Source organism: Desulfosarcina variabilis str. Montpellier, from assembly GCF_048565275.1.
Classification (GTDB): Bacteria; Desulfobacterota; Desulfobacteria; order Desulfobacterales; family Desulfosarcinaceae; genus Desulfosarcina; species Desulfosarcina variabilis.
In genome coordinates this window covers 5514594-5530602 of sequence record NZ_CP159846.1, presented here as the reverse complement: position 1 = coordinate 5530602, position 16009 = coordinate 5514594, and the positions used below count along the sequence as shown (strand labels likewise).

Below are 16009 nucleotides of genomic sequence, written 5' to 3'. Positions count from 1 at the left end.
TGGGTGCGAAAACAGAACGTCACGAAACCATACCCACAATCGGCAATGTATGATAAATGATAGCCAAAGCGAGATCCTATTCAGCCTTGGAAAAAAGATGAATAAAAAATCATTGCATCAATTGCTCGAGCAAGTGAAAATCGGTTCCATGTCTGTGGAACAGGCGATTGGCACATTAACGGATCTTCCCTATGCGGATTTGGGGTATGCCATGGTGGATCACCATCGATCCTTACGCAGCGGCTACCCGGAAACCATCTTCAGCCAGGGCAAGACCGTTGAACAGGTGGTGGGAATTGCCCGGCGACTGATCAAAAAAGACGCCAACATCATGGCCACCCGGGCTGATCGAAACGTTTACGACGCACTGAAAACCATTTCTGATCACGTCGAATACCATGCGGCGGCACGCATCGTGGTCATCAATCGCCGTCCGGTGACGCCGACCCGTACGAAGATTCTGGTGATGTGCGCCGGTACCGCCGATATTCCGGTGGCCGAGGAGGCCGCAGTGACGGCCGAGGTGATGGGCAACCGTGTGGAGCGGCTCGTCGATGTTGGGGTGGCCGGGATTCATCGTCTGTTGTCCAAACGCGAAACCATCCAATCGGCCAGTGTGTTGGTGGTGGTGGCCGGGATGGATGGTGCCCTGCCCAGTGTGACTGCGGGACTGACCGACAAACCGGTGATCGCTGTTCCCACCAGTGTCGGCTATGGGGCAAGCTTCGGTGGTCTGGCAGCCCTTTTGACCATGCTTAATTCCTGCGCCAATGGGGTGACCGTGGTCAATATTGACAATGGCTATGGTGCCGGTTACGCTGCATCCATTATTAACCGTATTGCCAATCAATCGGTTGAAAAATAAGATTAGGGTTCGCGCATAAATAAATTCACAAATTGTCAGTGTTCAGGCGCCCGCTCAGCAAGGCGCGAAGACAAAGGAATATCAGGCATATTCCGTGTTTTCGCAACGCCGCTGAGCGGGATGGATGGGCGCTGAAAATGTGAATTTATTTTTGCGCGAGCCCTTAATAGACCCTGATTAACCGAGGACAACCATGACCTACAATTTTGACCCGGACCGTTGGCTGGACAATGAGCTGGACGCTTTGGATGTTGTACGCAAAACTGGCAAGCTAAGCGCAGCCGATTGCGACAAGCAAAAAGATGCATTGATGCAGCGCTATGATGCCATGGTTGCGCGGCTGGATGGGACATATCAGGTCATGAAAGAATAAATGCAAGCGTTATTGAAACCATCCAATTTTCCTTTCGATGCCTTTGCTTGCCCCTACCGAACAAACGGTTTTCACAACGTTTGAGCCATCTATTATTTTAGCAAGTTAATAAATAGCGAGTTTCTTAAATGGGACTGGTTGGCCTTTATTGGTCTGAAGCGATGATTTCATTCATGATATCGTGATTATTCGCTTGACGTCACCTTGATCATGCCGTTGGTGGGATCTCGATTTAGGCCGCGGTGCTTTTCTTCTTTTATTGTAATTTTCTGTCATTTATAGTTTTAATTTCCGTCAAGACTAACAAATATTACCTCTTAATAGATTTCTGTTGACATGTAGCTACATTATGGCTTAATTGCATAAGTAACTACTATATAGCTACTTAATAGCTTATTTTCAGAATTTCAAGTGGTTACTTTTTGTTTCGTTTAAAAATAGGGATTCAAAACGATTGAGAAACCGTCCGAAGCAAAAACACAAAATCGAAAGAAGTGGTTAACAAACAGTGGAAACAGTCGCCCCCTTTAAAGAAGTCATCGAAGAGATCAAGGAAGCTGGTGGCGAAGCCTTCCGGCTTTGCTTTCAGTGTGGATTGTGTGACACCGTCTGCCCGTGGAACCGGGTGCGAGCGTTCAGCATGCGCAAGATCATTCGTGAAGCGACCTATGGCCTGACCGAGATCGAAGGCGAGGATATCTGGCGCTGCACGACCTGCGGCCGCTGTCCCGAGCGCTGTCCGCGCGGGGTCAAACAGATCGATGTGAGTGTATCCCTGCGTCGGGTGGCCTCGGAATACGAGGTGTTTCCGGCCTCGGTGAAATCGGCGCGCACGGCCCGGGCCAGCCTGATATCCGAGGGCAACCCGCTTCAAAACGAGCGCGGCAAGCGCTCGGACTGGGCCAAGGACCTGCCGGTCAAGCCGTTTGAGAAGGGGATGGAGGCACTTTATTTTGTGGGCTGCTATTTGAGCTACGACCCGCGCATGAAGAAGGTGGCCGTGGCCACGGCCAACATCCTCAACCAGGCTGGTGTGCGTTTCGGGATTCTGGGTGAAAAAGAAAGCTGCTGCGGGGAGAGCATCCGTAAGACGGGTGCTGAAGACGTGTTCGAGACCCTGGCCAAGGACAACATCAAGACCTTCATCGATGCCGGTGTGCGTAAGATCATCGTTTCCTCACCGCACTGCTATCATACGTTCAAAAACGAATACCCGGAGTTTATGGTCAACTTCGAGGTGGTGCACATGGCGCAGTATCTGTCCGAGTTGATCGAGAGTGGCCGGCTGACCTTAAGTAAGGGGTTTGACAAAAAGGTGACCTATCATGATCCCTGCTACATGGGCCGGCACAACCAGATCTACGATGAGCCGCGGAATGTATTGAGCGCGGTATCGGGATTGGAGCTGATGGAGATGCCGGATCACCATCAGGACAGCCTGTGCTGTGGTGGCGGCGGCGGCCGGATCTGGATGGACACGCCCAAGGAGGAGCGGTTTTCGGACCTGCGGTTGTTGCAGGCCCGAGAAATCGGCGCCCAGGTGCTGGCCACGGCCTGTCCATACTGTATCACCAACTTTGAGGAGAGCCGCCTGAACCTTGAATTCGATGACGTACTGGAAATCAAGGATATTACGGAAATCATCAACGATGCGCTTTAAGAGCATGTTTGAAAACACCGTCTAAGGCCCGCTAACGGCGTTGGAAAACGGCTCAAAATGCTCACATATATGCGCAGCAATCGAGCCGTTTTCCGCCTTGTTATCGGACCTGATCCAGCGTTTTCAAACATGCTCCGAAAAATAAATACCAATTCAATGAAACACATATCCGATGAGGGGACAGAAAAAATGAGAAACGATATTTTGCCCAAGGAAATCATCGACCAATTCTCTGGGCAGCCGAAAAGCCGAGATTTCGGTGATGTTTTGGTTGTCGGCGGCGGTGTCAGCGGTATCCAGGCCTCCCTGGATCTGGCCACGGCCGGTTTCAGGGTCTATCTGGTGGAGAAATCGCCCAGCATCGGCGGGCACATGGCCCAGCTGGACAAGACGTTTCCGACCAACGACTGTTCCATGTGAATTCTTTCACCCAAACTGGTCGAGGTCGGCCGGCATCCAAATATTGAAGTTTTGACTCTTACTGAAGTCAGCAGCGTGGAAGGGGAAACAGGAGATTTCAAGGTTACCCTGAAAAAGCGTCCGCGTTATATTTTAGAGGACAAATGCACGGGTTGCGGGACCTGCGTCAAATACTGTCCGGTGGAATATCCGGATCCGTTCAACCAGGAGATATCAAGTAATAAAGCCGTGCATGTTTATTTCTCGCAGGCGATTCCTCTGGTGTCTTATATTGATGATAGTTGTTTGTTTCTAAAAGAGAAAAAATGCCTGATTTGCGAAAGCGTCTGCCAGGCGGATGCAATCGACTTTAGTCAAAAGGAAGAGAAAATCGAAGTTGAAGTCGGAGCGATCATCCTCTCTTCCGGCATCAAGCCCTTCGATCCCAGTGTAAAGGCGGAATACGGCTATGGAAAGTATCCCAACGTGGTAACCAGCATGGATTTCGAGCGACTGTTGTCCTCGACGGGCCCCTATTCGGGCGAGGTGCTGCGGGCGTCGGATAAAAAACACCCCAGGAACATCGCCTGGATCCAGTGCGTGGGCTCGCGGCGGGTGACCGAGGGTGAGAACAGCTATTGCTCCGGGGTGTGCTGCACCTATACCCAGAAGCAGGTGATTCTGACCAAGGACCACGAACCGGATACCACATGTACGATCTTTCATAATGACATCCGGGCCTTTGGCAAGGATTTCGAGCGCTACTTCCAGCGCACCGAAGACCTGCCCGGGGTGCAGTTTATCCGCAGCTACGCCTCCATTGCCGGGGGAAAACCCCCGAGAATCACAATGTGCGGGTGCGCTACGCCACGGCCAATGAAGGCGTCAAGGAAGAAGAGTTCGACATGGTGGTGCTCAGTGTTGGGCTCAATCCGCCGGCCAATAACAAACAGCTGGCCGAGATCTTTGGCATTCAGCTTAACAATCATGGCTTCAACCTGACCGACCATACCAACCCCATTGCCACCAGCCGCAAAGGGATTTATGTAAGCGGCGCCTTCCAGGGCCCCACAGATATTCCCGAGTCGGTGTTCACGGCCAGCGGGGCGGGCTCCCAGGTGGGCACACAGCTGGACCGGCGGCGGGGCAAGCTGGCCAAGGAGCGGATCTATCCGCCTGAGCGGGATGTGTCCCAGGAAGAGCCGCGCATCGGGGTGTTCGTATGCCACTGCGGGGCCAATATATCCAGTGTGGTCAATGTACCCTCGGCCGTGGAGTACGCCATGAGCCTGCCGAATGTGGTCTATGCCCAGGAACAGCTTTTCTCCTGCGCCACGAACTCGGCCCAGGAGATTACCGACCTGGCCCAGGAAAAAGGGCTCAACCGGGTGGTGATCGCGGCCTGTTCGCCCCGGACCCTGGAGCCCTTGTTCCGGGATACCCTCAGAGAGGCCGGTCTCAATCAATACTATCTGGACATGGCCAATATCCGTGAGCATTGCTCGTGGGTGCATTCCAAACAAAAAAGAAGAAGCCACCAAAAAGGCCAAGGACATCATCCGTATGTCCGTGGCCCGGGCCGGCAAGCTGCAGCCGCTGCAAGAGTTCGACCTGCCGGTAAACAAGGCGGCCCTGGTGGTGGGCGGCGGGATCGCCGGCATGACCTGCGCGCTGTCCATTGCCGAGCAGGGACACCCGGTGCACCTGGTGGAGCGCAGCAAGGATCTGGGCGGGATGGCCCGACGCATCCACACCACCATCGAGGGCATGGATGTGGAAACCTACGTGGACAACCTGATCCGTAAAATCTACCAGCACCCGTCGATCTACGTGCTGCACGACGCTACCATCATCGATGTGGCCGGTTACGTGGGCAACTTCGTGACCACGGTCGAGTCGGAACGCGGGACCACCCAGATCAAGCACGGCGCCTCGGTGATCGCCATTGGCGCGGACGTTTATGAACCCACCGAGTACCTGTACGGCCAGGACGAGCGGGTGGTTACCCACCTGGAGCTGAGCGAGCAGATCGCCGCGGATGATGAGAAGGTGGCCAGTGCCCAGAGCGTGGTCATGATCCAGTGCGTGGGGCTGCCGTAATGAGGATCGCAACTACTGCAGCCGGGTGTGCTGCAGCCATGCCATTAAAAAACGCTCTGAAACTCAAGGCCATCAATCCGGACATGGACATCGACATCCTGTTCCGCGACATGCGCACCTACGGCCTGCGCGAAGACTACTACCGTGAGGCCTCGGACAAGGGCGTGCGGTTCATCCGCTATGAGCCCTCGGATCCGCCCCAGGTGGAAACCGGCACCAGTGAAGAAGATGGCCGTGAGGTGATCAAGGTCACCGTGGCCGATCAGATCCTGGGCCAGGGCCTGGAGCTGGACGCCGATATTCTTTCCCTGGCCGCGGCCGTGGTGCCGGCCAAGACCACCGAGGAAATCGCCGGCCTGTTCAAGGTGACCTTGAGCCCGGACGGATTCTACAAGGAAGCGCACGTGAAGCTGCGTCCAGTGGAGTTTGCCACGGACGGTGTATTTCTGTGCGGTACGGCGCATTATCCCAAGCACATCCAGGAGTCGATCAACCAGGCTTACGGCGCGGCCGGCCGCGTACTGACCTTGCTGTCCAAGGACACCGTGGTGGCTTCGGGCGCGGTATGCGAGGTCAACGACAACGACTGCGTATCCTGCGGGGCCTGCATCACGGCCTGTACCTACGATGCGATTTCGTTCCGCGAGACCCCCTTGGGCCGCAAAGCCTGGGTCAACCCGGTACTTTGCAAGGGCGACGGGGTGTGTAACGCCAAATGCCCGACCAACGCCATTGTGCTCAAGCACTTTACCAACGACGAGCTGTGCAGCCAGATCGATGCGGCGGTGACGGCCGAGGAGATAATCAAGCAGATCGAGGAGGCGGCAGTTTGAAAGCATGTTTGAAAACGCCGCCTAAGCCCCGCTACCGGCGTTGGAAAACATCTCAAAATGCTCACATATTGTCATATATGCTCCGCTTTTGAGCCGTTTTCCGCCTTGTTATCGGGGCTGATCCAGCATTTTCAAACACGCTTTCACGTACAACAACGGCTGTCGGTGATTGCAACACAACACGATTTGTAAGAGCGGGCCATGCCCGCGAAAAAACAAGACGAGAACTTTTTCTTAAATATAAAGGAGCAACCCCAAATGAGCGCAAGCAAAGATTTCAAGCCCAAAATATTAGGGTTCGTCTGTCACTGGTGAGCATACGGTGCAGCCGATTTAGCTGGAGTTTCCAGACTACAGTATGCAAGTGACATCAGGCTGATTCGCGTCATGTGCTCGGGTCGGGGTGGACCTGGAGTTCATTTTCAGGGCCTTTTTTAACCGGCCAGGACGGGGTGTTCATCGGCGGTTGCAAACTGGATGAGTGCAACTACATCACCCACGGCAACTACGATGCCCTGAGCAACACCTATCTGAGCCGCAAGATCATGCAGCACATCGGTTTGAATCCGGAACGGCTCCGGATCCGGTTCATGTCCGGCGCGGACGGCAATCTTCTGGCCGAGGAGACCGACAAGTTTACCGAAGAGATCAAAGCGTTGGGTCCCATTGGCCAGGGTGAGGGCATGAGTGCCGAGCAGCTTAAGTTCAAACTGGAGACGGTCAGGCAGCTGGTGCCGTACATGAAACTGGTGGAACGGGAACGGCTTCGGTTCCCGGCCAAATCCAAGGCCGCGTACGATGCGTTTTTCACCAGCCCTGAGTTTGACCGGCTGTTCGAGGAATTGATCATCAACAAACTGGCCATCAGCCAAATTACCACGTTGCTCAAGGACAAACCCCTTTCAACGGCGCAAATGGCTGATATTTTGGGGCTGAACCCGTCTGACTTGTCCAGGCACATCAACTCCTCATCGCGGCAGAGATTGATTCGATATGATGAGGAGCAAAAGAGTTACACGTTGGCGTAGGGCCAGTTGGAAGCCGTCTCTGTTGGAAAAAGTGTTAAGTTAGAAGTGTTAAGTGTTAAGTGGCGGATCGGATCCGATTTAAATAGACAGAATACCTTCACTTAACACTTTAAACTTAACACTTAACACTAATCTTTCAATATAGCGCCGAACTGGAGATTGGCTGGCGCTTTCCAAGGGGTGTGTAACAAAGGGGTGTGGAAACAAAATGGATAAACAGCGAATCGATCAGATCATAGAAAAATATCACGGCGAAGCCAGTTATCTGATCCAGGTACTTCTGGACATTCAGAGTGAGAACAACTGGCTGCCCAAGGAAGCGTTGGAGCAGGTGAGTGAGCGCTTAGCGGTACCGCTGACCCGGATCCAGCACATCGCCACATTTTACAAAGCCTTCAGCCTGGTGCCCAAGGGGCGGCATGGCGTTCACATCTGTATGGGCACGGCCTGCCACGTGCGGGGAGCGACGCGGGTTCTGGACGCGGTCCAGGATCTGACAGGCATCAAGCCCGGCGAAACCGACCTGGACTTGAAGTTCAGCCTGGAGACGGTGAACTGTCTGGGTTGCTGTGCCCTGGGCCCGGTGGTGGAGATTGATGGGAAGACGCACGGCAAGATGGTGCCTGCCGAGGCGGCTGCGGTATTAAAAAACTACGAGTAGGAAGAGAATATGTCGCTGATAAATTCACCCGCTGAATTAGAAACGTTTAGGCAGGGGCTTGTGTCCCAACGAGACCCCAACAAACCGTGTATTACCTTGTGCTCCGGCTCGGCCTGCCATGCCACGGGCAGCCATGATGTGGCCACCAGCCTTGCCGCTGAGCTGGAAAAACAGGGCCTGACCGACAAAGTGGATATCCGCCGCACAGGCTGCCACGGGTTTTGCGAAAGGGGACCGATTATCGTGATTCATCCGGACGAGATCTGTTATTTTCAGATCAAGCCGGAGGATGTGCCCGAGATCATAACAGAGACGATCCAGAACAAGAAGGTTATCGAGCGTCTGCTTTTTGATGATCCGGCGACCAACGAGAAAATCATCAACGAATCCAAGATTCCGTTTTACGAGAACCAAGAGCGCATCGTTTTTTGGCTCCAACAGCAGCGTGGATCCCAAGAGCATCGACGACTACCTGGCCATCGGCGGGTACTCGGCCCTGACCAAGGCCCTGTCGACGATGAGTCCGGAAGACGTGCTCGAGGAAGTCAAGAAGTCGAACCTGCGCGGCCGGGGCGGCGGCGGATTTCCGGCCGGGCGCAAGTGGGAAGGCTCGAAAAATGATCCGGAACCGGTCAAATACGTGATCGTCAATGCGGACGAAGGCGACCCCGGGGGCGTACATGGACCGTAGTTTGCTCGAGGGCAACCCGCACTCGATCCTGGAAGGGCTGACCCTGGGGGCCTATGCCATCGGGTCCCACGAAGGCTATGTGTACGTGCGCCAGGAATATCCCCTGGCCGTGGAGAACCTGAACACGGCCATCCAGAAGGCCGAGGAGTACGGATTCCTGGGTAAGAACATCCTGGGTTCGGGCTTTGACTTCGTGGTCAAGGTGCACAAGGGCGCCGGCGCATTCGTGTGCGGTGAGTCCACGGCCCTGATGACGGCCATCGAGGGCCGGGTCGGGGAGCCGCGTCCCAAGTACATCCGCTCCAACATCAAAGGCCTGTGGGAAAAACCCTCGGTGCTCAACAACGTCGAGACCTGGGCCAACGTGCCGCTGATCATCAACAAGGGCGCGGACTGGTTTGCCGGTATCGGTACCGAAGGCTCCAAGGGCACCAAGATCTTCTCCCTGGTGGGCAAGATCGTCAATACCGGGCTGGTGGAAGTCCCCATGGGCACGAGCCTCAGAGACATCATCTTCAAGATCGGCGGGGGCATTCCCGGAGGCCGCAAGTTCAAGGCCGTGCAGACCGGTGGCCCGTCCGGCGGGTGCATCCCCGAGGACCTTTTGGACCTGCCGGTGGGTTTTGACGAGCTGACCAAGGCCGGGTCGATGATGGGCTCGGGCGGCATGATCGTCATGGACGAGGACACCTGCATGGTGGACGTGGCCCGCTACTTTATCGCGTTTCTCACCGACGAATCCTGCGGCAAGTGCGTGCCCTGCCGCGAGGGCCTGCGGCAGATGCTCAAGATTCTGACCAATATCACGAAAGGGCAGGGCAAACCCGGCGACATCGAACTGCTCGAAGCCCTATCCGAGACCGCCAAAGAGGCGGCCCTGTGCGCCCTGGGCAAGAGTGCGCCCAACCCGTTTCTTTCCACCCTGCACTATTTCCGGGACGAGTATGAAGCGCATATCAATGAAAAACGCTGTCCGGCGCTGTCCTGTAAGGAGCTTATCTCTTTTTACATTGATCCGTCCAAGTGCAAGGCGTGCATGGTCTGCGCCCGCAAGTGTCCGGCCGATGCGATTATCGGCGGCAAGAACAAGGTTCATATCGTGGACCAGACCAAGTGCACGAAGTGCGGGACCTGTTTTGAAGCCTGTCCGCCGCGGTTTGGCGCGGTGACCAAGCTGTCCGGTGTCCCGGTACCGGATCCCATCCCCGAAGAAGAGCGCACAATCAGAAAGAGAAAATAATCATGAGTGAAATTCATTTGGAGATCGATGGACAAGAGGTGAAGGCGAGCGAGGGGATGACCCTTCTGGAGGCGGCCAAGCGCGTGGGCATCTATATCCCGACCCTGTGCTACCACGAAAAACTGGAGCCCTACGGTGGCTGCCGGCTGTGCATCGTGGAAGTCGAGCAGGGCGGTCGAACCAAGCTGGTGGTCTCCTGCGTGTACCCGGTGGAAAGCGGTATTGTGGTGCGCACCCGCACGGAGAAGATCGACCGCATCCGCAAAATGATTCTGGAGTTGCAACTGGCCCACGCGCCGGATTCCTTCGAACTCGTTGAACTGGCCAAGGAATACGGTGCGGATCCCAACCGCTTTGAGAAAGAGGCCTCGTTTTGCATCCACTGCGGGCTGTGCGTGCGCTACTGTGCCGAGGTCAAGGGCAAACACGCGGTTGGGTTCATCGACCGGGGCACGCGCAAGGAGATCAGCTTTATCCCCGAGATTGCCGCCCAGGAATGCTGGCAATGCAAGGAGTGTTTCGAGCTGTGCCCCACCGAGGCGCTCCAGGCCGCTTATGTGCTGACCGAATCGTTGTTTTCTGTAAACCCGCCTTTTAAGGCTGATACCAAGCATTAATTCATTGAAGCTGTAGTCTGCAATAAACGTATCCGGAACAGTCGCATTTTACGTTATGTCGATGTTGATATAAATGTTGCGACTTCAGAACAGTCAAATGAGGTTTTCAGAAATGATCGATCTAAAAAAGGCACAACAATTAATATTGGAAGCGACGCCGGTTTTAGGACGCGAGAGTGTTCCTATTCTGGACACCTTAAACAGAGTGCTTGCTCAGGATATCGTCGCTGTCGAAGATCTTCCCATAACGGATATTTCAGCGATGGACGGTTATGCGGTGCGCCATCAATCGCTTGTGGATGGCGCCGCCCAAGAAACGGTTAAGTTCAGAATCATCGGCGAATCGCCGGCCGGAAGACCCTGTGGTGCGGTGGTCGGAGATGGACAGGCCGTGCGTATCATGACCGGTGGCCTGGTGCCCGAAGGCGCGGATACAGTGATAAAAATAGAGGATACCGTAGAAAAAGACGGTACCGTCATATGCACCCGTCAACCAGAGCGCGGAGATGGCATTCGGTTTAAAGGGGATTCACTGAAAAAAGGCGATATCGTTCTTAGGGCCGGCGATGTTGTCTCTCCTATTGAGGTTGGCGCCCTGGCGAGTCTTCGGCGGGCCTATGTTTATGTGCACCGAAAACCGGTTGTGGCGATCCTTTCAACGGGTGATGAACTATCTGACTTTCACGAACCGCCTTCAGCGTCGAAAGCCATGTGTTCGAACCTTTACACCGTGGCCGCCCAAGTGCTTGACCTTGGCGCCATCCCGCTGATGCTGGGAATTGTCGCCGATGACATCGATGAACAACGAGCGATTTTGCTTGAGGCGCTGCGTGCGGATGTCATCGTTACTTCAGGTGGGACCTCAAGAGGCAAATATGATTTGGTGCATAAGGCCTTTGCTGCGTTGGGGATGGAAATCCGGTTTTCGAATATCTTTGCCAAACCGGGCAAGCCAACCACCTTCGGAACGATCAAGAACAGTTTGATTTTTGGATTGCCGGGAAATCCATCTGCAACCATGCTTTCCTTTGACCAATTCATCAAGCCGGCGCTGTTAAAAATGATGGGATATCCACATACCATCAACAGTTCCAGTGGACGAACGATGAAAAATGAGAACAGCCCATTTTCTCGGATTGACTCCTTTAATACTGAGCATGGGGGGAATAAAGACCACAAGCGGGCTTCCCAGGTGCCGCTGCAAAGGACATTGTCAGACGACGGAAGCCACCTCCAGAAAAAATACATGGCCTGCGATTTACCATCGGGGCATTTGAAAATAGTCGCTAAATAGTGTCCATCCAGAAATAGGAAAATTTGGTTGAGATCAAGGCGCCCGAAAAATTTAACCACAGGCATATGCTTGATATTCCGAGGATTAAATTTTTCGGGCAACGCCGATATCGGGCAAATTAGCCATTTCTGGATGGGCACTAAATAACCGGTCATTCTTAAAGACATCCATAACCTTTAAATAGGCACAAATCCATAGATGGAGGTGACTGATAATGAGATACGCAGAAGCCGGATATAATCTTGAAATCGATTTAACCAGGGGCAATATCGAAAGAGTCGAAACCGATCCAAAATTGTTGGAAACGCATTTGGGAGGGCTGGGGACCAGCGTCAAGATCCACTATGATCGGGTGGGTCCCGAAGTGCAGGCCTTTGATCCCGAGAACCTGTTGATCTTCAGCACGGGTCTCTTGTGCGGAACACCGGCATTCAGTGCCAACCGTACGTTGGTCAGTTTTATCTCACCACAAACGGGGCTATTGGCCTATCCTATGATGGGCGGGTTCTGGTCGTCCGAACTCAAGTATGCCGGGTATGACAAAGTGGTTATCAGCGGCAAGTCGCCCGAGTTGATTTATATTTATATCAACAATGACAAGGTGGAACTGCGGGACGCCTCCTATCTGAAAGGCAAGGGGGCTGTCGAAACCCAGGACCTGATTCGTGAGGAGTTAAAGGATCCGAACGTTCAGGTGGCGGCCATTGGTTTGGCGGGAGAGAATCGTTGTTTTACGGCGTCCATTGAACAGTCGCGATCAAGCTCCAGTCGTGGCGGCGGTGGCGCCGTGATGGGAGATAAAAATATCAAGGCCATTGCCGTGCGGGGGACCAAACCGGTCAACTTGGCCCGTGGTGAGGAATTCATGGATCACATGAAGGAGATCACCGAATACATCAATTTCCGCAACAATAATCCCCTGCCGGGAATCATGCCCATCATGTCCGGGATTGGGTCACCACAGATGATGAAGCATGTGGACGAGAAATGGCATACGGAAAGTTTCGCCTGGGGAAATGCCCGTGTGCGCCGGAAAGATTTCTGGACCGATGAGATCGATAAAACCTGGACCAACAGTCAAACCAAAGCCATTAAACGGTTCATCAGTTGTTTTAACTGTCCTCAGCAGTGCGGGGCGTTGATCAACCACGACGATGTTCCGCCCTACATGATAAAATGTTTCTCCAAACTGACCTATACCATGGCGGCCTTTGTCGATGATTTGGATTTTACCTGGAGAATCTGCAAACAGGCCTTTGAATATGGGTTGGACTCCTTTTCAACGCCGCAGATCCTGGCCTTTGGTGTGGAACTCTATGAGGCGGGAATCTTCACTGATGAGGATTTCGAGGGTTGCCCGACGGACAAGGAGGGCCGCTTTTTCTGGCTGCTCGACCGGGTTGCCCGGCGAGAGGGGATCGGTGATTACCTGGCCGACGGTACCTACTGGGCGGCACGGCGCATCGGCAAGGGAGCCGAAAAATTCGATCACAATACCACCAAGAAACACGAGCAGATGAATATCAAGCTCGGTATGCTCGACCCCTTGTACTATCTGATGTTTGCCACCAATGAAAAAATCAGTATTACCCAGATCGAGGGCAACTGGCCCCAGGCTGCCTTTCCCAAAAAGGAAATGCGTGAGAAGTTTGTCGAAGACTGGCCCCAACTTCCCGACGAGAAATTCAAAAAGTATTTTGTTGATTGGGAGCCGCGCGGCGAGATGGCCAATCCCCAATATCCACCGCCTGAGATCGCCTCGGAAATCGTGGATTGGATGGAAATGTTGCACAACATCGATGACGCACTGGGGATCTGCGCCGGTATGGGGTCCTTCTGCCTGAAGCCGCCTTACCATGTGCATAACTATCCAAAATTGATCTCGGCTGCCACCGGCATGGATGTGGATAAGGAAGACGTCAGAAAAATGGTCAACCGCAGCCGCAACCTGCATCGGGCGTTCAACAACATGCGAGGTTTGCGCCGGAAGGATGAATTACCACCGGCAGATCACTGGAAACATCGCTTTCCAGATCTCGAAGAAACGCTGATGATGAAATATTACAAATACAAGGGGTGGGACACGGAAGGTATTCCAACCCGGGAAAGATTGCACGAATTAGATTTGGATTACGTCGCCGACGACTTAGAAAAGAGGGGGATCTTGAACAATGGCCAAGATTAAGAAAACAATCAAGACAATCAAAATCGATGCGGATAAATGCAACGGGTGCCGGACCTGCGAGATTGTTTGTTCCGGATTTCACTCCGACCCGAAATACAGCACCATCAACCCGGCAGCATCCCGAATTCGTGTCATCACCCACCGTCTCAAGGACATATGGCTGCCGGTGTTTGCCGGTGAATATACGCCTGCCGAATGCATGGGCAGAGACAAATATATTATCGACGGCAAAGAATACGACGAGTGCACCTTTTGCCGAGCCACCTGCCCGTCACGGGATCTGTTCAAAGATCCGGATTCCGGCCTTCCGCTGAAGTGCGACATGTGTGAGGGCAACGAAAGCGGTCCGTTGTGTGTGGAGTGGTGCCTCAACGACGTGCTCATCTACGAAGAGCGCGAAGAGGAGGTGGATGAAGAGGTTGAGGTCAGTGAGATGGAAGCCGGATTGGATGCGTTGATTGATAAATACGGATATGAAAAACTGGGCAACGCGTTTTCCAAGAGATTGCAAAATACCTGAAAAGTGATATGTAGGTTTAAAAAAAATACGATACCGGTTTTTCTCAGAGCCAACAATTGAAACCATGCGTCAGCCCCAATGGGGTTCCATTGGGGCTGACTGCTGAAATTGAAGATATCGATGCCCAAAGAACAGCTCGGTTATAAGGACGCGCTTCAGGCCACACTTGATACAATCGGGCCGCTGACAAGCGAAATCGTATCCCTTGATGCGTGTGCGGATCGAATCGTTTCCGAGGATCTTTGTTCAAAGGTCTGTTCACCATCCATCGATTCTTCGATGAAGGACGGCTACGCGGTAAAGTCGGAGGACATCCAAAGCGCAAGCCCTGAAAACAAAATATCTCTGAGCGTCATCGATATGGCCGCCGCCGGTATTCCCGCCCAAAAGGCGGTGACCGGTGGAACCGCCATTCGAATTCAAACCGGTGCAAAAATTCCCGATGGGGCCACGGCGGTATTGGCCGAGGAATTTGCGACCCGGACAGAAGATACGCTGACGGTTTTCAATACCGCCCATGCGGGACGCAACATTATGCGCAAAGGTGCGGATGTTGGGGAAGGGGAGCGCATCGCCCGCAAGGGTAGCCGCCTATCCCCCGGCATGATTGGCCTCATTGCTGCCGCAGGCTTCAGCCAGGTGCCGGTGTATTGTCAACCATCGCTGGCGATTTTGGCGACAGGGGATGAATTGGTGCTCCCCGGTAATCCGCTGCCCGCCGGTAAACTCTATGCCAGTAATTTGGAAATGCTGAAGGCGTGGTGCCAGCGCTATGGGATTGCGACCTCTTTTTCCATTCTAATCGATCAACCCGACATCATCACCAAAAATATCGATGCGGCCATCGATACCCATGATGCGCTGATTACCAGCGGTGGGGCGTGGTCGGGCGACAGGGATTTTGTGGCTGAAACCTTAAACCGCCTTGGATGGAAAAAAGTATTCCACTGGATTCGTATGGGTCCGGGCAAGCCGGTGGGCTTTGGTATGCTCAAAGGCAAACCGGTTTTTTTACTTCCCGGCGGGCCGCCATCGAATTTTACTGCATTTATCCAAATCGCACTCCCCGGTCTTCTCAAACTGAGCGGGGATCGTCGGCCAGCATTGCCTGCCATGCCTGTCAAGCTGAGCCAGGCGCTGACCTGTCGTCACATCGATTGGACCGAATTTGTTTATGGAACGTTGCATCCCACCGATGCTTATACCCTTTTCAAACCAAACAAACTTACCAGCCGTATCAAATCCATTGCCAGCGCCCAAGGGGTGATTGCCATTCCCGAAGGGGTCAAATCAATACCGGCAGATGCTGTGGTTACCGCCCAGTTGCTTATCTAATAGCCTTCAGAAATAGCCAATTTACCATTTAAACTGAATAGATAGCAGTTAACGCGCTGCTGTTTGAAAAACGCATTTTTTTGCTTGTCAATGCTGACCAGCCGTAATAGTATTGAGTATTAGCTCGGAAAACATTTTTTATGAGAGCGATCAATACTCCAACAATCGTCAAACATAGCTCATAAACATCCAGATATGCCCATGTCAT

11 protein-coding genes and 4 pseudogenes are annotated in these 16009 nt (G+C 53.5%); all 15 read left to right on the top strand.

Going from position 1 to position 16009, the window contains the following annotated elements:
• The first annotated feature begins 97 nt into the window (after nucleotides 1-97).
• Nucleotides 98-865, top strand: a complete 768-nt coding sequence (larB, locus tag Dvar_RS24975) for a nickel pincer cofactor biosynthesis protein LarB (RefSeq protein WP_419655835.1) — start codon at nucleotides 98-100, stop codon at nucleotides 863-865.
• Nucleotides 866-1058: 193 nt separating this feature from the next.
• Nucleotides 1059-1238 (top strand): hypothetical protein, encoded by a 180-nt coding sequence (locus Dvar_RS24970; RefSeq protein WP_419655834.1) that lies wholly within the window; start codon nucleotides 1059-1061, stop codon nucleotides 1236-1238.
• A gap of 508 nt (nucleotides 1239-1746) precedes the next feature.
• A complete protein-coding gene (locus Dvar_RS24965) occupies nucleotides 1747-2898 on the top strand; it encodes a (Fe-S)-binding protein (RefSeq protein ID WP_419655833.1) in 1152 nt (383 codons plus the stop codon).
• Nucleotides 2899-3087: 189 nt separating this feature from the next.
• Nucleotides 3088-6230: pseudogene (locus Dvar_RS24960) on the top strand (FAD-dependent oxidoreductase).
• Nucleotides 6231-6488: 258 nt separating this feature from the next.
• A pseudogene (locus Dvar_RS24955) lies at nucleotides 6489-7258 on the top strand (hydrogenase iron-sulfur subunit).
• A 208-nt stretch (nucleotides 7259-7466) separates the two neighbouring features.
• Nucleotides 7467-7919, top strand: coding sequence for a complex I 24 kDa subunit family protein (locus Dvar_RS24950; RefSeq protein WP_419655832.1), 453 nt, complete (start codon nucleotides 7467-7469; stop codon nucleotides 7917-7919).
• A gap of 9 nt (nucleotides 7920-7928) precedes the next feature.
• Nucleotides 7929-8540, top strand: coding sequence for a (2Fe-2S) ferredoxin domain-containing protein (locus Dvar_RS24945; RefSeq protein WP_419655831.1), 612 nt, complete (start codon nucleotides 7929-7931; stop codon nucleotides 8538-8540).
• A complete protein-coding gene (locus Dvar_RS24940; RefSeq protein WP_419664159.1) occupies nucleotides 8479-8610 on the top strand; it encodes a hypothetical protein in 132 nt (43 codons plus the stop codon). The genes Dvar_RS24945 and Dvar_RS24940 overlap by 62 nt, the downstream gene beginning before the upstream one ends.
• Nucleotides 8570-9505, top strand: a pseudogene (locus Dvar_RS24935) (complex I 51 kDa subunit family protein); the annotation flags it as partial. The gene Dvar_RS24940 and the pseudogene Dvar_RS24935, both read left to right, overlap by 41 nt.
• Nucleotides 9506-9607: 102 nt before the next feature.
• Nucleotides 9608-9850 (top strand): annotated as a pseudogene (locus Dvar_RS24930) (indolepyruvate ferredoxin oxidoreductase subunit alpha); the annotation flags it as partial.
• Between the two features lie 2 nt (nucleotides 9851-9852).
• Nucleotides 9853-10467, top strand: a complete 615-nt coding sequence (locus Dvar_RS24925; RefSeq protein WP_419655830.1) for a 2Fe-2S iron-sulfur cluster-binding protein — start codon at nucleotides 9853-9855, stop codon at nucleotides 10465-10467.
• Nucleotides 10468-10579: 112 nt separating this feature from the next.
• Entirely contained in the window at nucleotides 10580-11761 is a 1182-nt protein-coding gene (gene glp / locus Dvar_RS24920; protein WP_419655829.1) for a gephyrin-like molybdotransferase Glp, read from the top strand.
• A 214-nt stretch (nucleotides 11762-11975) separates the two neighbouring features.
• On the top strand, nucleotides 11976-13946 hold the full coding sequence (locus Dvar_RS24915; protein WP_419655828.1) for an aldehyde ferredoxin oxidoreductase N-terminal domain-containing protein: 1971 nt from the start codon (nucleotides 11976-11978) through the stop codon (nucleotides 13944-13946).
• Nucleotides 13933-14466: a (4Fe-4S)-binding protein gene (locus tag Dvar_RS24910; RefSeq protein ID WP_419655827.1), complete on the top strand. Its 534-nt coding sequence runs from the start codon at nucleotides 13933-13935 to the stop codon at nucleotides 14464-14466. The genes Dvar_RS24915 and Dvar_RS24910 overlap by 14 nt, the downstream gene beginning before the upstream one ends.
• Nucleotides 14467-14586: 120 nt before the next feature.
• The gene (locus Dvar_RS24905) at nucleotides 14587-15801 is read left to right on the top strand and encodes a molybdopterin molybdotransferase MoeA (RefSeq protein ID WP_419655826.1); all 1215 of its coding nucleotides are present in this window, start codon (nucleotides 14587-14589) and stop codon (nucleotides 15799-15801) included.
• The last annotated feature ends 208 nt before the right edge of the window (nucleotides 15802-16009 follow it).